The sequence below is a fragment of the Hyphomonas sp. L-53-1-40 genome, from assembly GCF_000682775.1.
Taxonomy (GTDB): Bacteria; Pseudomonadota; Alphaproteobacteria; order Caulobacterales; family Hyphomonadaceae; genus Hyphomonas.
Map to the genome: position 1 here is coordinate 533,334 of NZ_AWFI01000012.1, position 17,966 is coordinate 551,299.

General features: G+C 60.6%; 19 protein-coding genes and 1 riboswitch. Of the genes, 9 read left to right on the forward strand and 10 right to left on the reverse strand.

The window, feature by feature from the left end:
- Positions 1-23: 23 nt before the first annotated feature.
- The 3 genes from metA to recA form a co-directional block, all read right to left on the reverse strand.
- Positions 24-968, reverse strand: coding sequence for a homoserine O-succinyltransferase (metA, locus tag L53_RS08425; RefSeq protein ID WP_034814065.1), 945 nt, complete (start codon positions 966-968; stop codon positions 24-26).
- 54 nt (positions 969-1,022) lie between these two features.
- A riboswitch (SAM riboswitch) is annotated at positions 1,023-1,100 on the reverse strand.
- 44 nt (positions 1,101-1,144) lie between these two features.
- Complete coding sequence (gene alaS, locus L53_RS08430) at positions 1,145-3,784, reverse strand: alanine--tRNA ligase (protein WP_034814066.1); 2,640 nt, start codon at positions 3,782-3,784, stop codon at positions 1,145-1,147.
- Positions 3,785-3,969: 185 nt separating this feature from the next.
- Positions 3,970-5,064 carry a recombinase RecA gene (recA, locus tag L53_RS08435; protein ID WP_034814067.1) on the reverse strand — a complete coding sequence of 365 codons (1,095 nt, stop codon included), beginning with the start codon at positions 5,062-5,064 and terminating at the stop codon, positions 3,970-3,972.
- A gap of 157 nt (positions 5,065-5,221) precedes the next feature.
- Here recA and L53_RS08440 point away from each other — a divergent pair, with 157 nt between their 5' ends.
- Entirely contained in the window at positions 5,222-5,434 is a 213-nt protein-coding gene (locus L53_RS08440) for a DUF2093 domain-containing protein (protein WP_034814392.1), read from the forward strand.
- Positions 5,434-6,396: a M23 family metallopeptidase gene (locus L53_RS08445; protein ID WP_034814069.1), complete on the forward strand. Its 963-nt coding sequence runs from the start codon at positions 5,434-5,436 to the stop codon at positions 6,394-6,396. The genes L53_RS08440 and L53_RS08445 overlap by 1 nt, the downstream gene beginning before the upstream one ends.
- Positions 6,397-6,713: 317 nt before the next feature.
- On the opposite strand, the gene L53_RS08450 is transcribed toward L53_RS08445, so the two are convergent.
- Positions 6,714-7,466, reverse strand: coding sequence for a hypothetical protein (locus L53_RS08450; protein ID WP_034814071.1), 753 nt, complete (start codon positions 7,464-7,466; stop codon positions 6,714-6,716).
- A gap of 159 nt (positions 7,467-7,625) precedes the next feature.
- Here L53_RS08450 and L53_RS08455 point away from each other — a divergent pair, with 159 nt between their 5' ends.
- Positions 7,626-8,738 (forward strand): FRG domain-containing protein, encoded by a 1,113-nt coding sequence (locus L53_RS08455; RefSeq protein ID WP_198019767.1) that lies wholly within the window; start codon positions 7,626-7,628, stop codon positions 8,736-8,738.
- 121 nt (positions 8,739-8,859) lie between these two features.
- Here L53_RS08455 and L53_RS08460 read toward each other — a convergent pair whose 3' ends face one another.
- On the reverse strand, positions 8,860-9,345 hold the full coding sequence (locus L53_RS08460; protein WP_034814075.1) for a transposase: 486 nt from the start codon (positions 9,343-9,345) through the stop codon (positions 8,860-8,862).
- A gap of 44 nt (positions 9,346-9,389) precedes the next feature.
- Positions 9,390-10,361 (reverse strand): quinone oxidoreductase, encoded by a 972-nt coding sequence (locus L53_RS08465; RefSeq protein WP_034814076.1) that lies wholly within the window; start codon positions 10,359-10,361, stop codon positions 9,390-9,392.
- Positions 10,362-10,422: 61 nt separating this feature from the next.
- On the opposite strand from L53_RS08465, the gene rnhB reads away from it, so the two are divergent.
- The 4 genes from rnhB (at position 10,423) to ttcA (ending at position 13,184) form a co-directional block, all read left to right on the forward strand.
- The gene (gene rnhB / locus L53_RS08470; RefSeq protein ID WP_034814077.1) at positions 10,423-11,010 is read left to right on the forward strand and encodes a ribonuclease HII; all 588 of its coding nucleotides are present in this window, start codon (positions 10,423-10,425) and stop codon (positions 11,008-11,010) included.
- 171 nt (positions 11,011-11,181) lie between these two features.
- Positions 11,182-11,607, forward strand: a complete 426-nt coding sequence (locus tag L53_RS08475; RefSeq protein ID WP_034814078.1) for a GIY-YIG nuclease family protein — start codon at positions 11,182-11,184, stop codon at positions 11,605-11,607.
- Positions 11,608-11,772: 165 nt separating this feature from the next.
- The gene (locus L53_RS08480) at positions 11,773-12,234 is read left to right on the forward strand and encodes a helix-turn-helix domain-containing protein (protein WP_034814079.1); all 462 of its coding nucleotides are present in this window, start codon (positions 11,773-11,775) and stop codon (positions 12,232-12,234) included.
- A 56-nt stretch (positions 12,235-12,290) separates the two neighbouring features.
- A complete protein-coding gene (ttcA, locus tag L53_RS08485) occupies positions 12,291-13,184 on the forward strand; it encodes a tRNA 2-thiocytidine(32) synthetase TtcA (RefSeq protein ID WP_034814080.1) in 894 nt (297 codons plus the stop codon).
- A 6-nt stretch (positions 13,185-13,190) separates the two neighbouring features.
- Here ttcA and L53_RS08490 read toward each other — a convergent pair whose 3' ends face one another.
- The 4 genes from L53_RS08490 to L53_RS08500 all read right to left on the reverse strand — a co-directional run bounded on the left by L53_RS08490 (position 13,191) and on the right by L53_RS08500 (position 15,983).
- On the reverse strand, positions 13,191-13,673 hold the full coding sequence (locus L53_RS08490; RefSeq protein WP_051607726.1) for a DUF2165 domain-containing protein: 483 nt from the start codon (positions 13,671-13,673) through the stop codon (positions 13,191-13,193).
- Between the two features lie 80 nt (positions 13,674-13,753).
- Positions 13,754-14,449, reverse strand: coding sequence for a hypothetical protein (locus tag L53_RS08495; RefSeq protein ID WP_034814081.1), 696 nt, complete (start codon positions 14,447-14,449; stop codon positions 13,754-13,756).
- Positions 14,450-14,465: 16 nt separating this feature from the next.
- A complete protein-coding gene (locus L53_RS17555) occupies positions 14,466-14,594 on the reverse strand; it encodes a hypothetical protein (RefSeq protein ID WP_255342008.1) in 129 nt (42 codons plus the stop codon).
- Positions 14,595-14,681: 87 nt separating this feature from the next.
- Positions 14,682-15,983: an acyl-CoA dehydrogenase family protein gene (locus L53_RS08500; RefSeq protein ID WP_034814082.1), complete on the reverse strand. Its 1,302-nt coding sequence runs from the start codon at positions 15,981-15,983 to the stop codon at positions 14,682-14,684.
- A 152-nt stretch (positions 15,984-16,135) separates the two neighbouring features.
- Here L53_RS08500 and L53_RS08505 point away from each other — a divergent pair, with 152 nt between their 5' ends.
- The gene (locus tag L53_RS08505) at positions 16,136-16,882 is read left to right on the forward strand and encodes a sulfite exporter TauE/SafE family protein (protein ID WP_034814083.1); all 747 of its coding nucleotides are present in this window, start codon (positions 16,136-16,138) and stop codon (positions 16,880-16,882) included.
- 155 nt (positions 16,883-17,037) lie between these two features.
- Positions 17,038-17,937, forward strand: coding sequence for a LysR family transcriptional regulator (locus L53_RS08510; RefSeq protein WP_034814084.1), 900 nt, complete (start codon positions 17,038-17,040; stop codon positions 17,935-17,937).
- The last annotated feature ends 29 nt before the right edge of the window (positions 17,938-17,966 follow it).

Sequence of the window (17,966 nt, forward strand, 5' to 3'; positions counted from 1 at the left end):
TACCGTCTACCCACCAAAACCGGCTATCTGGTCTTGCTATCACCGGCACGATCCGTCCCGATATCTTCCAGATTATAGGGCGTGGTCTGGTACATCTGGTTGATCCAGTTTCCAAACAGAAGAAAGGCGTGAGATCGCCACCGATTTTTCGGCGTGCGGCTGGGGTCGTCATCCGGGAAGTAATTGGCCGGCACAGCAATCTGCTTACCTGACGCCACATCTCGGCGATACTCATTCTCCAGAGAGGTCGAGTCGTATTCAATGTGGTTGAAGATATAAAGCCGGTTGCCGCGCGCCTCATGCAACAGGCAGAGCCCGGTCTCGTCACTCTCCATCAGGACATTCAGACCACTGCCGGATGGAATATCCTCGCGGCGCACTTCGGTCCATCGAGATACCGAGATCGAGAAATCATCCGAAAATCCCGTGAGGAACGGAGATTCCGGTTTGCGGTTGTGGTGGCGATAGACACCAAACGCCTTCTCTTCGAGAGTATGCTTAGGCACGCCATGGAAATGATGCACGGCCGCCATGGCCCCCCAACAGATGAAGAAGCTGGAATGAACATGAGTCTCGGTCCAGTCGAGAATTTTTGTCAGCTCGTCCCAATAGGTGACGTCCTCGAACGGCAGGGTCTCAATCGGCGCACCGGTAATGATAAAGCCGTCAAACTTGCGATCCTTAACCTCATCCCAGGTATGGTAGAAGGAGATGAGGTGATCCTCCGGCGTGTTGCGCGCCACATGGCTGCCGATGCGCACCAGGGTCAACTCCACCTGCAGCGGCGTCGCGCCGACAAGGCGGGCGATCTGGGATTCAGTCTCGATCTTGTTCGGCATCAGATTGAGCAGCGCAATCCGCATCGGGCGAATATCCTGACGCGTTGCGATGGATTCATCGAGCACCTGCACGCCTTCACGCACGAGCAGGTCGCGCGCGGGCAAACCGTCAGGAATTCGAATGGGCATAGGCTCTACTCCGCTACCAGTTTCGGCCAGTCGGAATCTTGCTGTGAGCGTGTTCGGATTTCCCGCGCAGCCTTTTAGCAAGTTGTTTAACGTGGCTGCAAGCCGACCGACCAAATCACCACGGGGCCTCTACATAGGCGCCCTGTGGCGGGAGTCAATCGGTTCGCGTGAGGGGATCAGCCCGCAATCGCCGCGCGAACAGCGGCGAGCGCATCGTCGGCCTTGTCGGTATCAGGGCCGCCAGCCTGAGCCATGTCAGGCCGTCCGCCACCGCCCTTTCCACCAAGCGCCTCGCTGGCCGCCTTGACGAGATCGACCGCCGAATAGGTGTCGGTCAGGTCCTTGGTCACCCCAACGGCAACACCGGCCTTGCCATCGGCGACGCCGACAAAGGCCACGATGCCAGATCCGATCTGGGCCTTGGCCTCATCCACCAGCGTGCGCAACTCCTTGCCGCCCACACCTTCAGCAATGCGCGCCATCAGTTTCACGCCATTGATCTCTTCCGGCCCGGCCGGCGCGCCACCGCCGCCGCCCATGGCGAGCTTGCGCTTGACGTCGGCCAGTTCTTTTTCCAGCGACCTGCGCTCCTCGCCGAGCGCAGCCACTCGGCGCGGGACATCCTTGAGCGGAACTTTCAAGCTCTCGGCAAGGTCTACCGCAATCTGGGCACGTCCCTTGAGATAGGCCAGCGCCTCGGCGCCTGTTGCCGCTTCGATTCGGCGCACGCCTGCCGACACACCACTCTCTGACATGATCACGAATACGCCGATATCCCCGGCACGCTCGACATGGGTGCCGCCGCACAGTTCAACCGAATAGCGCCGTGCATCGCCGGTGCCCATGGACAGCACACGGACTTCGTCGCCATACTTCTCACCGAACAATGCAAGTGCCCCCGCTTCGATGGCTTTGTCAGGTGAAGTTACCTGAATGCCCGTCGGGTGGTTTTCGCGAATCTGGGCGTTGACTTCATCCTCGACCGCTTCGAGTTCTGCTGGCGTCATCGGACCATTGTGCGAAAAATCAAAACGAAAGCGATCAGCCTCGACCAGTGAGCCCTTCTGCGTGACATGTTCGCCGAGCACATTGCGCAAGGCAGCATGCATGATGTGGGTTGCAGAATGGTTCGCCATGATGGCGCGGCGGCGGGCGGCATCGACATGCAGGCTGGCCGTGTCGCCGAGCCTGGCTTCGCCCGAGACAAGCTCCCCGATGTGAACGTGCAGGTCACCTGCGCGCTTCTGGACATCGCGCACGATGAAGCGCGCGCCGTTACCGAACACTATCTCACCGTGGTCGCCGGCCTGCCCACCGGATTCTGCATAGAAAGGCGTTGTGTCGAAAACGAGTTCGGCCGGGCCGGCAGACAGTGCATCAACCCGTGCGCCGCCAGCAGCGATTGCGACCAGCTTGCCCTTGCCTTCGGTGCCATCATAGCCGGTGAAACTTGTGGCGCCCGCATCGTCGCGGACGCGGAACCAGATATCATCCGTTGCCTGATCTCCGGAGGAGAATCCTGCTGCGCGGCTATCCTGGCGCTGTTGCTCGAGCGCGGTTTCAAAACCATCAACATCGACGCTCATCTCCCGACCGCGCAGGATGTCCTGCGTGAGGTCGAGTGGGAAACCATACGTGTCGGACAGTTTGAAGGCGACGTCGCCCGGCAGCGCATCGCCGGCCTTCATGTCCGCCGTTTCCTTGTCGAGCAGCGACAAGCCATTGCCCAAAGTGCGCTGGAAGCGAGCCTCTTCCTGTTCGAGGGCGGATTCAATGGCGGCTTTGGCGCGGCCGAGCTCAGGATACGCCTTGCCCATTTCCGAGATCAGCGCCGGGGCGAGCTTGTACATCAGCGGTTCGCGCGCGCCAAGCAGGTGACCGTGGCGCATCGCGCGACGCATGATGCGACGCAGGACATAGCCACGCCCCTCATTCGACGGCAGGACGCCATCGGCAATCAGGAAAGCGGATGTGCGCAAATGGTCGGCGATGACACGGAAGGAGGCAAGCTGATCGCCCGCAGCCTTCGCGCCATAGAGGTCTTCCTCGGCCGCGATCAGCGATTTGAACAGGTCGATATCGTAATTGTTGTGGACGCCCTGCAGAACGGCCGAAATCCGCTCCAGCCCCATGCCCGTGTCGATGGAAGGCTTGGGGAGATTCTTGCGCGAACCATCGGCCTGCTGGTCGAACTGCATGAAGACCAGGTTCCAGATTTCGATGAACCGGTCGCCATCCTCATCCGGGCTACCGGGAGGGCCTCCAGCGACGCTTTCGCCATGATCATAGAAGATTTCCGAACAGGGTCCGCACGGACCAGTATCGCCCATCGACCAGAAATTGTCGGATGTGCCGATCCGGATGATCCGGGAATCATCGAGGCCGGCAATCTTTTTCCAGAGCGTGGCGGCTTCATCGTCTTCGGCATAGACCGTGACGAGCAGCTTTTTCGGGTCGAGCGCGAATTCCTTCGTGCACAGTTCCCAGCCGAATTCGATTGCGTCTTCCTTGAAATAGTCGCCGAAGGAGAAATTGCCCAGCATTTCAAAGAAGGTGTGGTGGCGCGCCGTATAGCCGACATTGTCGAGGTCATTGTGCTTGCCGCCAGCGCGCACACATTTTTGCGATGTCGTCGCACGAGGCCCCGGAGGCGTTTCAGCGCCGGTAAAGATGTTCTTGAACGGCACCATGCCCGCATTGACGAAGAGCAGGGTGGGATCGTTCTGCGGGATGAGCGGCGCAGATGCCTGACGCAGGTGCCCTCGCTTCTCGAAGAAGGAAAGAAAGGTCTCGCGAATCTCGTTTACGCCGGTCATGGGCAGCTCTGTGTCCTTGCGATCAGTGTTGCGGCCGAGTCAATCGACGCACTTATTACACCGGCGATATAAAGGTCCCTTTGCGGCACGCCAAGCGGGGTGCGCCACAAAGGGACAGTTCTCTGGAGAGAGAGAGGGTATTTCTGGCCCTGAAATGTGTATTTCAGGACCAGAAATCCTGTGGATCAGCCTTCTGCGGCGTCTGGCAGATCGTCTTCCTGTTCGGATTCCATGCCGGCATTCAGCAATTCATCCGCCAGAAGGCCTGCATTGCGCCGGATCGCATCCTCGATCTCGTCGGCGATGGCCGGGTTTTCCTTCAGGAAGTTACGGGTCTTCTCGCGGCCCTGCCCCATGCGCTCTCCCTTGTAGGAGTACCAGGAGCCAGCCTTTTCGACGACTTCAGCCTTCACGCCAAGATCAATGAGCTCACCCGTCTTGGAAATGCCTTCACCATAAAGAATATCAAATTCAACCTGGCGGAAGGGCGGCGCAACCTTGTTCTTGACCACTTTGACGCGTGTCTGGTTGCCGATCACCTCATCCCTGTCCTTGATCGCGCCGATGCGGCGGATGTCGAGACGGACAGACGAGTAGAATTTCAATGCGTTCCCGCCAGTCGTTGTCTCTGGACTGCCGAACATGACGCCGATCTTCATCCGGATCTGGTTGATGAAGATCACCATGCACTTGGATTTGGAGATCGAGCCGGTCAGCTTGCGCAGCGCTTGGCTCATCAGGCGGGCCTGCAGACCTGGCAGGGAGTCGCCCATCTCGCCTTCGAGTTCGGCACGTGGTGTGAGGGCCGCCACCGAGTCGATGACCAGTAGATCAACCGCGCCGGAACGCACCAGCGTGTCAGCGATTTCGAGCGCCTGTTCACCGGTGTCCGGCTGGGAGATCAGAAGGTCATCAAGATCCACGCCGAGCTTACCGGCATACAGCGGATCGAGCGCGTGTTCGGCGTCGATAAAGGCACAGACGCCGCCATTCTTCTGGGCTTCTGCCACGCTGTGCAGGGCCAGCGTCGTCTTGCCCGAACTCTCCGGACCATAGATTTCGATGATACGGCCCTTGGGCAGGCCGCCAATGCCGAGCGCAATGTCGAGGCCGAGCGAACCGGTGGGCACCGCTTCGACATCCATCACCTTCTTGTCGCCAAGGCGCATGACCGAGCCCTTGCCAAAGGACCGCTCAATATTACCCAGCGCTGTTTCAAGAGCTTTCTGCTTGTCCACGCCTGATTCCTTGTCCACGAGTTGTAGCGCCGCTTTGGCCATGAGTCGTCTCCTTAGGTCTACCATGGGGCCGCATTTGGCAAGGCCCCCGTTTGCCGTTGCTGAGTCGGATGTACCATATTTGTTCTGCGGAACAAAGGGGAAACTTCCTGCGCGCTACATCTTTTCTTTTGGTGCTGTTTCAGGCATGGTCGCGCATATGCTTGACCGATCCAGCCGCCCCGCCGGCGAAGCCCGCCTTCGCTATCTCGACGCCGACATCGAAATGATCGCGCCGGGAGACTATGTCACCTGCGCGGTGACCGGCCGGAAGATCCCGCTCCAGGCCCTGCGCTATTGGAGCGTGGACCTGCAGGAAGCCTACTGGGACGCCGAGGCGGCGAGCCAGCGCATGGTCAAGGCTGGTCGCTGATGCACCGCGCGCTCCTGACGGGACTGGCAACATTCGTGGTGGCGTGCGCAGCCGCAGAGTCTCCTGCGCCGACGCCTGCGCCTGACATGGCACCTGTTCCTGCTGCGCCAGCCCCGGTGGCTGAGCCTGAAACTGAGACAGAGACACCTGTTCAGGTCATCGCGCCGACATGTGACGGCGTTCTGGTACAGGGCGGGCTGGTGATTTGTTCAGCCGAACCGGGCAGTACGTTCACGGTCGCGGGAACAAAGCTGACTGTCAGCGAGATGGGCACGGCGCAGTTCGGGCTCAGCACGCGCGCGCCGAGTGTCGTCGGCTGGTCGCATGACAGCGGCGCATTCGGGGATCTCCAGATTGCCGAGCGCCAAGATGAATACCGCGAAATTTCAGGTTTTGACTGCGACAAGGTCGATGCCCGCTCGGCTGAACAGAAGGCACATGCCTCGCGCAGCTGGGTGAAGAAGCAGGACTCGTTTGCCAGCTTCAATCCCGGCCCCGGCGCGCTGGAAGGTTTTGTGAAACCGGCCGATGCGCCAACCTCGTCGCCCTTCGGACCGACCCGGAAATATACCGGCGTCTCGAAAGTGACTGGCGAGCCGTGTGAGAGCACATCGGTGCATCGCGGCTATGACATGGCCGCGCCGGTGGGCACCGAGGTTCGCGCGCCCGCGCCGGGTGTGGTGATCCTGGCCGATCCGGATCTCTATTATGAAGGCGGCACCGTGTTCCTGGACCATGGCCATGGCCTGGTCTCGGTGTTCATGCATCTGTCAGCGGTCGATGTGGCGGCGGGCGATGAGGTCGACACGGGCGACCTGTTGGCCAAGACCGGCAATACCGGCCGCACGACCGGGCCACACCTGCACTGGGCGGTAAAGTGGCGCAATCCCGAAGCGCGCAGCCGGGACGGCGATTTCTATATCGACCCGGCCCTGTTGCTGGAGCTACAGCCCGCGCCTTAATCCTAAATGATGAATCAAGGTTATCGCAGGCTTGCCCGCGCCCGCGCAATTGCGCCCTTTGCGGAAACGCGCCCTTCAGACCTGTGGCGCATAATTCACCCGTAGCGCGAACACACACCCCTCTCCCGGATTCGCGCTGCGCCCCCCGGGTCTGCGGAACCTGTAATATCTGCAGCACACCGAACCTGCATGGGCGGTACCCATCAATTGCACCCAGCCGCCCATGGCTCCGCTCGCCCTTAGCCCCTCCCAAGGCGCGGGTGGGCGGAGATTGCAACCTCCCCCGATGTCCAGATTTTAACGAATGGCCGCCCCGGTCAGGCCGGGGCCACGGGCGGGTCCGTGGCCGTATCGGCCCAATGGCAGAACTGCCAGAAATCCCAGAGTTTTCGCTGCAGCGTGTCGCGCCTCAGCCGGTCTTTCACATAGCCCGGCGGGCGGCCCATGCGCAGCGGATGCATGCGCCCGCGCTTGCCGGCCTGAAGCTCGGCCCGGCGACGCGCCTGCCACAGCGCCATGCGCCGCGCCTCGGCGGCGGGGTCAGCGCAACTTGTGGAGAGCCGCTCCAGCCGCGCGAGCAGCGGCGTGGGATCCAGCGTTTCGGGCGGGCCTTCAGGCTCTGGCGCACGGGGCATGCCCAGCATCCAGATCGAGGGGCGAGGCCCGTATCTTGCCGGGGGCGTTTCAAGCGGCTCCAGCGGCGGGAAATAGAGCGTCAGCGTGTCGAGCATGACGAGCTTGCGCGCCGGGGCCTGCCGTGCGAGGCCGGTCTGGCTGGTCCGTAAAGTGTCCATAGCTGGTCCAGATGAGTCCATAGCCGATGCGCGCGGCCGCGGCGGGGTCCAGCTGACCTCCAGTTCCAGCGACATGAGATAGAGCATGCGGCGCACCAGAGATTCCAGGGCGCGCAGCGTACGGAGCGATGCATAATAGACCGCGCGCGGCACGGCGCCCTCGCTTGGCGCGGTGAGCGCGCCGCGCACTTCCGCCATCAGCCCGGCCACAAAAGGCCAGCCCGTCTCCAGCGCGCGTTTGATGAGGGAGTCCCGGTCGAACATGCCCGCAAGCATACGGCAGGGTTCAGAGGGGTGGGATAAGGTTTATTTTGTTTGTCTGAGCGGATCGACACAGGTTTTAGTGACTACAGAAACACCCCATGTCTCTAATATCACAAATGGGAGATTCGATTTCCCATATCGACGAATACTACCACTATGGAGGGGCTAGAAGTGGACAATTTGGAAGGCCAGTGGATTGGAACACTTGACGGCGAGATTGGAGGTTTAGCGATTCTCGATCTCGACCTAGTCGGTAAACAATACTGGGGCACCGGAATGTTGTTCCCAAACGGCGCGGGTATTCCCGGCACACTCGCGGTAATAAGAACCTCTAAAGAACAATTCTCACAATTTGAGGCCCGCACTTTAGCCCTGACTACCACGGGCGAACCGGTACTAGCCCAAGATGTCCCAAGAGTTTTCCCGGGCTACCAGCATGGAACTTCGACCACTTTACAATGCCAGATACAGCAAGATGGTCGCCTACGTATAAACTACCACACCGACATCGGAACGATTGGATCAGGACATCTCATAAAAAGCCGAAGCACAATTCCATCATCATACGAACCTGAAACCGAAGTTAGTGACTGGGGCTCTTTTAAGGAATTTGTTTCAACAACCGATGTCTCTAAACATATTTACAGGGGGCAACCAGGAGCGTGGAAGTTAAGAACCTCTTTTCACCGGACTAGCAGAACAGATTTGTCGCGCTATATGGATGAGGATGCACGAATACTACGAAGGCACTTGTCACCAATAGTGGAGAACAAGTTTGATTTTGAAAACCCTGATAGTTTAGGAGAATTTTTTCATCTAGTTCAGCATCACGGCTTCCCTACTCCTTTGCTCGATTGGACTGAGTCCCCATACGTCGCAGCCTATTTCGCCTTTCGTAATCCGTTTTCTGACGAAACCGGAAGCGTGCGAATATTCGAATTCGCCAGAGAAGCTTGGGATGACAATCCACGCACCCCCAAAGATAACCACGTAAGTCGTGTCAAACCTCATGTGACTATTTTAGACTTGGCTGGCCCCCTAAATCATCGGACATTGCCGCAGCAAGCCGTATCGATGCTGACCAATATCGATGACATTGAGCATTTTATCTCTTTCCATGAATTACAGCAGCACCAAACATACTTGAAAGCCATAGATATTCCGAAGAGCGAGAGAAGTATCGTTCTACGCGACTTACGTACAATGGGAATCACTGCGTCATCTCTCTTTCCGGGACTGGATGGGAGTTGTGAGGCCTTGAGGCAACTACGTTTTGATGACTAAATTCGAACGACGACCCCACATCCTAAGGTATGCACAATACCGAAAGCGCGTTGGCGGGTCTTGACCCGCCCTACGGGGGTTTTGGTTTTTGTAGGGCGGGTTAGCGGAGCGTAACCCGCCATTACCCAGGTCTCCATGCTTTTCCATAGTCGCGTTTGAAGCGATGCCATGTCGAGAAGGGCCATTTGTCCGCATCATCGACATAACCGTGCTTCACCGGATTGTGGTGAATGTAATTCACGTGCGCCTCATAATCCTTATCATCCCGGATCGCATGTTCCCAGAACCTCTGTTGCCAGATGTTCCGCTCTCGCTTTCGGCCCTCGCCCTTGATGGTCTCCGGCAGGCGTTTGGTGAAGCCCGCCTTGAGGAGGCGTATACGGGTTGAATAGTCATGATCGTCTTCCGGCAAGGTCATCATGAAATGCGTATGGTCCGGCAGCACAACCGCAGCAGGCGTCTCGAACGGACGACGTGCGCGCACGTCTCGCCAGCTTTGGCGGAGTGCCTCAATGTTTGCCGTCAGCACATCCGAGGTGCGGTTCTTGAGCGTGACCGTGAAGAAGAAGGTGCCACCCGGAATATAGAGACGTCTATAATCCGGCATGGCGTTTCTCCTTGGCGCCTTTTTTTGGCGGGTTTTGACCCGCCCTACGGGACGAGCACTGTCGCGCCGGTCGTGGTGCCGCTCTCGATGGCTTCGTGGGCTTTCGCGGCCTCTGAGAGCGGGAAGCGCTGGCCGATGTCGGCGTGGATCGTGCCGGACTTCAGGGCGCTGAAGAGGAGGCTGGCGCCGCGCGCAAGACTGTCCGCATCCGGAATAAAATGGAACAGGGTGGGCCGGGTCATGACCAGCGAGCCGCCTTGCGCCAGACGGCCGGGCGGGATCGGCTCAACCGGGCCGGAGGCGTTGCCATAAGTGACGAACCAGCCTGCAGGCCGAAGGCTGTTCAGGCTTTCCTCGGCGCTGATGCGACCAACACTGTCATAGGCGACATCGACGCCGCGCCCGCCGGTCAATTCCTTCACCTTGTCGGCGACGCCCTCATAGCCAATGATCACGTCTGACGCGCCCAGCGCCCTTGCCTTTTCGGCCTTGGCCTCAGTGGAGGTGACGGCAATGACGCGCGCGCCGAGGCTGGCCGCCCATGGTACGAGCAGGCTGCCAACACCGCCGACGGGCGCCCAGACGAGAATCGTCTCCCCGGCCTGAAGCGGGCGGACCTCGAACAACAGCGCCCAGGCGGTGAGGCCTTTCAGAAGGACGGCGGCGGCATCCTGCGGACGGATATCATCCGGCAGGAGCAACATGCGGTCGGCCGGGCCGGTGAAATGGCTGGCATAGGTGCCGCTGCCCAGATAGGCGACCTTGTCGCCGGGCTTCAGATGGGTGACGCCCTCGCCGACTTCCTGAACCGCGCCGGCGCCCTCCTGGCCGGGCGTGAAGGGAAAGCGCACAGGATAGAGGCCGGTGCGGTGATACGTGTCGATGAAGTTGAGGCCCGCCGCGCTCTGGCGCACGGTCACTTCGCCGGGGCCGGGCTTGCGGGGGATGAAATCCTCGACCTTGAGCACGTCTGGCCCGCCGGTCTCATGCATCTGGATGCGGTATGGCTGTGTCATGTGTGCAGTAGAAACCCGGAGCGCACTGGAGCGCAAGAGCGACTCGCGTTTTGGTTGGGCAATGGCGACAGCACAGATCCTTATTGCGGGCGTGGACGAGGCCGGGCGCGGGCCCTGGGCGGGGCCGGTGACGGCAGGCGCGGTGATCCTCGACCCGGCGCGGCCCATCGACGGCCTGACCGATTCCAAGAAGCTGACCGAGGCAAAGCGCGACGCACTGGCGCCGATGATCCGCGACCGGGCGGCAGCGTGGAGCGTGGCGCATGCGACCCCGGAAGAGATTGACCGGCTGAACATTCGCCAAGCGACATTCCTGGCGATGGAGCGGGCCGTGGCGGGACTGGGCCTGGCGCCGGGGCACATATTGGTGGATGGCAACGCCCTGCCCGCGAGCTTTCCCTGCGCAGCGACGGCGATTGTGAAGGGCGACCTGACCGAGCCGGCCATCTCGGCTGCGTCGATCCTCGCCAAGACGGTGCGCGACGCGCTGATGAAGGAGATGGATCTAGCGTTTCCAGCCTATGGCTTTGCCCGGCACAAGGGTTATGGCACCGCCGCCCATGCCGAGGCGTTGATGGCGCACGGGCCCTGCGCCCACCACCGGATGAGCTTCGCCCCGGTCAAACGGGCACTGGCCGCGAGCGCCTGATTCGCCCCTGACCGTCCTGCCCGGCGCTCCCCCCTTGCTCTGGGGCCCGGAGCTTAACCAATTGGGCAAATCGGTAAGGATTTCTCCCTCTCAGACCCCCGAAACCGCCACATTTTAACGGCTGATTAACCGTAGCAAGAGAGCTTCGCGCGAAATGGGAGGGCTCCGCATATGTGGATATTGTTCGGGTGGCATACTTGGTGGGGCGAGTCTGGCCGGCCCTATCGCTTCAAGATCACGCTGACGCCGAAGGGCCTGCCGAATGATGGCGGCATCTATGTCTTCGTGCAGCGCCGCTTCGTCTTCTTCCTGTTCCCACTCTACATCGGCAAGGCCGCAAACTTCAAAAGCCGCCTGATCGGCCATGAACGCTGGTGGGAAGCCTGGTGGAAGCGCGGCGCGACCGAGCGGCACGTTCTGGTCCTGAAGAAGGAATCGGACCGGGCGCGTGTGGAGGAAGACCTGATCCGCCGCTACCAGCCGCGCATGAACAATATCCTCGTGCCCCGCGGCAGCAATGATGCGCCCAACAACAAGCGCCTGCGCTTCTGGTGGAGCCTCAAGCGTTTCTTCCGGATCCCGTTCCTGGCCCGCTAGGGCAGCGACGGCCCGTAATCCTCGACACGTCAAGTAATTGGCGCCCCTGTGACGGGGCGTTGGCGGGCCTCTGACGGGGCCCTGACGGCGTAATGGCGTGGCCCGAAAGGGGGTTTTTCCGCAAGTTCAGGGCAGTTACACACAGTTCGAGGAAAGGAACGCCCCATGAAATTCGATGTCGATGCCGGAAAGATCAAACGCTGGCGCGAGGAACGCCATTGGTCACAGGAACACCTGGCTGAGCTGGCCGGGGTTGGCGTACGCACGGTGCAGCGGATCGAGACCGGCGAGAAAGCCTCCGGCGATTCGCTGAAGGCACTGGCGGCGGCGTTCAATGTCGATGTCATGGCGCTGACGGTGGATGCGAAACGTGAAGCCGAGGTCATGCTGCGCGAGAAAAACGCCAAGGTGACGGCCGCCATGCGGCTCGGCTTCTTCATTCATCTGGCCAGTTATCTCTTCGGCATGGTCGTGTTCGCGGGCATCAGCCTAAGCATTGGCGGCGAGCGTTATGCGATGCTGACGCCGACAATCTGGTGGACGGTCGGCCTGGCGGGCCATGCGCTCGCCCTGGCCCTGGTCGAGTTGACCGCGCGCTACCAGCAGCAGGTCGGCGCGGCAGACTGATCGGCAACCGCGCGAAATGCTTGCGCGGGAAACCCGGGCCGTGAGATAGGGCGCGTATGGCAGATGATAGCTCCTCCTTTTCTGCGGCTCCGCCCCTGTTTGCGGATGCGCCGTCTGGCGTCAGCTTCAAGAAGCTGCGCAAGCGACTGGTGCGCGGCGCGCTGAAGGCGATTGACGACTACAAGATGGTCGACCGGCGCGCGGTGGATGCGGGCGAGGCCCCACGTCCGAAATGGCTGGTCTGCCTGTCGGGCGGCAAGGATTCCTACGGCTTGCTGGCGGTATTGCTGGACCTGCAATGGCAAGGCGCACTGCCGGTGGACCTGGTGGCCTGCAACCTTGACCAGGGCCAGCCGGGCTTTCCGAAGCACGTCTTGCCGGACTGGCTGGAGCGGGTCGGAGTCAAATACAGGATCGAGACCGAGGACACCTATTCCATCGTGACCGAGAAGGTCGAGGCGGGGCGGACCTATTGCTCGATGTGCTCGCGCCTGCGCCGGGGCATCCTCTACCGTATCGCGCGGGAGGAAGGCTGTGAGGCCATCGTGCTGGGTCATCATCGCGATGATGCGCTGGAAACCTTCATGATGAATTTCGTGCATGGCGGGCGCATGGCCGCAATGCCGCCGAAACTGCTCAATGACGAGGGCGATGTCCTCGTGCTGCGCCCACTGATCACCGCCGCCGAGGAGGATCTGGCCAAGTTTGCCACCGCAATGGAATTCCCGATTATTCCTTGCAATCTATGTGGCAGTCAGGACGGGCTACAGCGCGTGGCGATGAAGCAGATGCTGGACGAATGGGAACGCAAGAAGCCCGGCGTGCGGCAGGTCATGGCACATGCGCTGGCCACGGTGCGGCCAAGCCATCTGCACGATCCGCGAGTCTTCGACTTTGCCGGACTGGAGATTGGTGGCGCCGGCGAAGATGATCCGAACGTTCCGTTTTAGCGCAGCTTAATTCTTCGTATTGACGAACAATAACACCACACCGCTGATCATGGCATACTGGAAAGCCCCGGCCTGTGCTGCACCGCCCAGCGGCGTCTGCCACATCTGGAAATAGGCCCCTCCGACCACCATGAACAGGCCGAACCAGACAAACAGCGCCATAATACAGCCCATCAGGCCCCATGTCTTGGCCGCGTCGAAGGTTTCTGGCGATGCGGCGCGTGCACGGAACATGTCATAGGCACCCTTGAAAGACAGGGCAGCAACCAGCAGCTCTCCCAGTATGATTCCCCACAGGACGATCACGATCAGGACGGGTGATGTCACGGGTGGACCAAATGCATTCGGATATGCCTCGTTGCCCGCCATCGGAAGTACGCCCTGGACGAAACTGGTCGCTGCTTCGAAGTTGACGATGTTGTTGAGCGCGTAGAACAGGCCCTGTAGCCCGACAAACACGATGAGCAATATTTTCGACAGTCTAATCATGGCGTCCTCCCTACCAAGAGGACAATGCTAACCGAATTTGACCCGAATGGCGAAGAACATTTGAACGTGCCATTCCAAGCCTACCGGAACAGGCGCCCCTTGCGGGCACGGTCGACCAGAAGCCAGATGCCGGCGAGCGACAGTGTGACGGCGCCGAAGCCGAACAGTTTCATCCACCACGTCGTGAAGGTCTCGCGCGACGTCCAGTCCATGATGTGCAGGCCCCAGAGCAGGTCGAATGCCCGCCACCACGGTGTGCGCACGGCCACAAGATCGGCTGTCTGCGGATCGATCCAGAAGGTGGCAGTGTCCTGGCCGGTGAACTCCGCCCGCCAGAGCGGCTGACCCGCGCGACCGGTCTCGGCAGGTGCCGCGTCGACCAACGCCACCGTCTCCAGACGGCCCCGGCCCGCCCAGTGCGCTGTCGCCGCAGCGCGGATATCTGCCTCCGCGAGGGACGCGCGCGCGGCGCCCGTGACCGTGTCATACAGGCGCGTGCCGGACGTATCCGTCACCTCCCAGACATATCCATCGCCAAGGCGTTTCAAGTCTGCTGAAAGGATGGGTGCGCCCTGCAATCCAACCGGTGGGGTAAGGCCCGATGGAATGGAGGTTGGGTCAAGCGTCATGTCAGCCCGCAAATGCGTGCCGCGCACCTGTTCAATCGGCTTCAGCGTGAAGAAAAATCCGGACACGGTCCAGATCAGCAATTGTGCCCCTACGACAAGAGCCAGCAACCGGTGCACCCGGGTGACGTACCAAGTGAGCTTTGTCATGGCGGAGGTTCCGGATTCAGTTTACCGACTGCACGATGTTCAGCGTGTACGGCACATAGAGCTGAAGTTCCAGAGGCCCTGTGGGGATCATCACGACACCGGATTTCTGCCGTGCCTCCTGCGCAAAACCGGGCACAATCCCCATGGCAGGGCAGAGCCCTGCATGAAAACACCCTCCAGCAGATGCCGGAGGGTGTTTCCAAAAGCAGGTTCCGTCAAGGACGAGAGGCGACTATTTCCGCCAGACGGCAGCCATGGCCGGATCTTCCTCTTCGCCCGTGTACTTGCGGGTTTCGGCGCGGCCGACCACCATGTGGTGCACTTCATCGGGACCGTCAGCGAGACGCAGGGTGCGCTGATTGGCATACATGCGGGCCAGTGGCGTCCATTGGGATACACCGGCGGCGCCGTGCATCTGGATGGCATCGTCAATGATGGCGCAGACACGTTCCGGCACCATGGCCTTGACCATGGAAATCCAGACGCGGGCTTCCTTGTTGCCCAGCACGTCCATCGCCTTGGCAGCCTTCAGCACCATCATGCGCATGGACTCGATCTCGATGCGCGCGCGGGAGACCTTTTCAAGGTTTCCGCCCAGCTTGATCAGGTCACGGCCAAAGGCCTGACGCGTCATGCCGCGAACGACCATCAGGTCGAGTGCCTTCTCAGCCGCACCGAGCGACCGCATGCAGTGGTGGATGCGGCCAGGCCCCAGACGAAGCTGGGAAATCTCGAAGCCGCGGCCTTCGCCGAGCAACATGTTTTCCTTCGGCACACGTACATTCTCGAAACGGATATGCATGTGGCCATGCGGGGCATCCGGATCACCGAAGACGTGCATGGGGCCGAGAATGGTGACGCCCGGATGCGGCAGCGGCACCAGGATCTGGCTCTGCTGCTTGTTCGGGGCGGCGTCAGGGCTGGTTTTCACCATGGTGATCATGATCTTGCAGCGCGGATCGCCAGCGCCGGAGATGTAGAATTTCTCGCCATTGATGACCCATTCGTCGCCTTCGAGCACGGCGCTCATGGAAACGTTCTTGGCATCCGACGATGGCAGGGCCGGCTCGGTCATGGCAAAGGCCGAGCGGATCTTGCCTTCGAGCAGCGGCTTGAGCCAGCGCTCTTTCTGTTCTGGCGTGCCGACGCGCTCCAGAACTTCCATATTGCCGGTGTCCGGCGCGGAGCAGTTCATGGATTCAGAGGCCAGCGGGTTCTTGCCGAGCTCAGCCGCGATATAGGCATAGTCGAGGTTCTTCAGGCCTTCGCCGGTTTCGGCGTCCGGCAGGAAGAAGTTCCAGAGGCCCTGCTTCTTGGCCTCGTCCTTTGCCTTTTCGAGCGCTTCCAGCTGGCCGGGCGCATAGGACCAGATGTCAGTCTTTCCTTCGCCAAGGCGATGGAATTCCTCACTCATGGGATTCACGACATCCTTGATGAAGCTTTTCACATGCTCGTAAAGCGGCACGGCTGCGTCTGACATGCGCAGATCGTTGAGCTCGTTTTGTGTGTCCTTGGACACTTCGGTATCCGCCATTTTGGGGTCTCCTCTCAGACTTTCTTGTTGGGGGAATGGTAGGCCTTGCGGCAACGGCACCGCAAATTGTTTCTTTGAAATGTTTTGTGTCGCGCATGTGTGGCGGGGCGCGGGATTTGGCGTTTGCCTGCAAACCGGTCTAGGCCAGCGCCATGACGTCGCTCGCCGCTTCCATCATCCTGGTCACCGTGCTGGCCACCAGTTTCCTGTCCGGCATCTTCGGCATGGCCGGTGGCGTGATCTTCATGGGCGTGCTGACTGCGCTGGTACCGGTTGCCACAGCCATGATCATTCATGGCGCGGTCCAGATGGTCTCCAATGGATATCGGGCGTATATCTGGCGCCGTCATATTCACTGGAGCGTGTTTCGTCGCTATGCGCTGGGATCTGCCGCAGCGGTCCTGTTGCTGTTCGCGCTCAGCTGGCGCCCGGACAAGCAGATGGTTTACCTGATGCTGGGGCTGGTGACCTTGCTCGTCTGGCTGCCCAAATCGGTTGCCGATCTCGACATCCAGAAACCCTATCAGGCCGAAGGTGCGGGCTTTGTCGTGCAGGCGCTCAACACGGTTGCGGGCGTGGCCGGGCCGTTGATGGACCAGTTCTTCGTTCACACGGACATGCATCGCCACGAAATCGTTGCGACCAAGGCCGTGACGCAGGTTCTGGCGCATTTCGTGAAGATCATTTTCTGGAGCGTCCCGGTCATCATGGCGACGGGCGCGCAATCCTTGCCGCCAGCCTGGCTGATCCTTGCGGCCGCACCGCTCTCCATGCTGGGAACAACATTGGGCGGCAAAGTGCTGGACCGGATGAGTGATGTGAACTTCAAGCGGGGCATGAAATATCTGGTCACGGCGGTCGGCGCAGTCATGCTGATGCGCGCCGCAGGCTGGCTCTAGAGCCACTGCGCTTACGTCTCTGATTGTCTGTGGCGTCAGCGCCGCGCTCATTCAGGATCCTCTACTCTGCAAATGAAAGTAGCGAGTCCTGTACCATTCGGGAAGTTTATTATATGAAGCCCATGCATCACTATTGGTGATGGTTTGGAGCGCATATGAATCTTAGATCATTGGACCTGAACCTGCTGCCTGTGCTGGAGGCAGTTTATTCCGAGCGCAGCCTGACCCGGGCCAGCGAGACGCTGCACATTACCCAACCCGCAGTGAGCAACGCCCTCGCCCGGCTACGCACCCATTTCGAGGATCCGCTTTTCGTGCGCGAGGGGCGCGGCGTGAAGCCCACGGCCATGGCCGAAGCCCTCATGCCTGCGGTGCGCGACGCGCTTGACCGGTTGCGCGCCGGGCTGGAGCCACGATCGGCGTTTGAACCGTCTCGCTCGACGCGCGTGTTCAATATCTCCGCCCGCGATGCCGGAGCCTTCATGATTGCGCCAAGCCTTGCACGCCGACTGCAGGACATTGCCCCCGGCGTGCGCATCGCCTGGACGCAACTGAACCGGGGCGCGATCTCCACCGAGCTGGCCTCGGGGCGGCTGGACCTGGCCATCGACGTCCCAGGCATTCGCGGCACCGACCTTGAGCGTGAGCCGCTGATGACGACGCCTTATGTCTGTGTTGTGTCGGAAGACCATCCGCTCTCGGGCCGCCAGATGACGTTTGAAACCTTTTTGGAGTTGCGCCATGTCGTCGTCTCCAGCCGCCGCGAAGGACGTTCTTATGTCGAGGAAGTCGCCCGGTCGCATGGCGCGCGCATCACGCCGGTCATGCGACTGCCGACCTATATGCCAGCGCTGGAAATTGTGAAGTATACGGATCTTGCGCTCACCGCACCTGCCTTGCTCGCGCAATCACCGGGACTGGTCTCACATGACCTGCCCGGCGTCTTTCCCGCGCTCGACAGCGAGCTTTACTGGCGGCGGGAAAATTCTGAGGATGCTGCCCTGACCTGGCTGCGGGCTCTGATCCTTGATGCTGTGACAGAATTGGCGGGATGAGACTTGCGCCGGCAGGAGTGTGCCTATAA

What these genes read in the sequence shown, in the direction of transcription:
- metA (WP_034814065.1), bottom strand. Translation starts at nt 968, where the DNA reads ATGCCCATTCGAATTCCTGACGGTTTGCCCGCGCGCGACCTGCTCGTG.
- alaS (WP_034814066.1), bottom strand. Translation starts at nt 3,784, where the DNA reads ATGACCGGCGTAAACGAGATTCGCGAGACCTTTCTTTCCTTCTTCGAG.
- recA (WP_034814067.1), bottom strand. Translation starts at nt 5,064, where the DNA reads ATGGCCAAAGCGGCGCTACAACTCGTGGACAAGGAATCAGGCGTGGAC.
- L53_RS08440 (WP_034814392.1), top strand. Translation starts at nt 5,222, where the DNA reads ATGCTTGACCGATCCAGCCGCCCCGCCGGCGAAGCCCGCCTTCGCTAT.
- L53_RS08445 (WP_034814069.1), top strand. Translation starts at nt 5,434, where the DNA reads ATGCACCGCGCGCTCCTGACGGGACTGGCAACATTCGTGGTGGCGTGC.
- L53_RS08450 (WP_034814071.1), bottom strand. Translation starts at nt 7,466, where the DNA reads ATGCTTGCGGGCATGTTCGACCGGGACTCCCTCATCAAACGCGCGCTG.
- L53_RS08460 (WP_034814075.1), bottom strand. Translation starts at nt 9,345, where the DNA reads ATGCCGGATTATAGACGTCTCTATATTCCGGGTGGCACCTTCTTCTTC.
- L53_RS08465 (WP_034814076.1), bottom strand. Translation starts at nt 10,361, where the DNA reads ATGACACAGCCATACCGCATCCAGATGCATGAGACCGGCGGGCCAGAC.
- rnhB (WP_034814077.1), top strand. Translation starts at nt 10,423, where the DNA reads ATGGCGACAGCACAGATCCTTATTGCGGGCGTGGACGAGGCCGGGCGC.
- L53_RS08475 (WP_034814078.1), top strand. Translation starts at nt 11,182, where the DNA reads ATGTGGATATTGTTCGGGTGGCATACTTGGTGGGGCGAGTCTGGCCGG.
- L53_RS08480 (WP_034814079.1), top strand. Translation starts at nt 11,773, where the DNA reads ATGAAATTCGATGTCGATGCCGGAAAGATCAAACGCTGGCGCGAGGAA.
- ttcA (WP_034814080.1), top strand. Translation starts at nt 12,291, where the DNA reads ATGGCAGATGATAGCTCCTCCTTTTCTGCGGCTCCGCCCCTGTTTGCG.
- L53_RS08490 (WP_051607726.1), bottom strand. Translation starts at nt 13,673, where the DNA reads ATGATTAGACTGTCGAAAATATTGCTCATCGTGTTTGTCGGGCTACAG.
- L53_RS08495 (WP_034814081.1), bottom strand. Translation starts at nt 14,449, where the DNA reads ATGACAAAGCTCACTTGGTACGTCACCCGGGTGCACCGGTTGCTGGCT.
- L53_RS17555 (WP_255342008.1), bottom strand. Translation starts at nt 14,594, where the DNA reads ATGGGGATTGTGCCCGGTTTTGCGCAGGAGGCACGGCAGAAATCCGGT.
- L53_RS08500 (WP_034814082.1), bottom strand. Translation starts at nt 15,983, where the DNA reads ATGGCGGATACCGAAGTGTCCAAGGACACACAAAACGAGCTCAACGAT.
- L53_RS08505 (WP_034814083.1), top strand. Translation starts at nt 16,136, where the DNA reads ATGACGTCGCTCGCCGCTTCCATCATCCTGGTCACCGTGCTGGCCACC.
- L53_RS08510 (WP_034814084.1), top strand. Translation starts at nt 17,038, where the DNA reads ATGAATCTTAGATCATTGGACCTGAACCTGCTGCCTGTGCTGGAGGCA.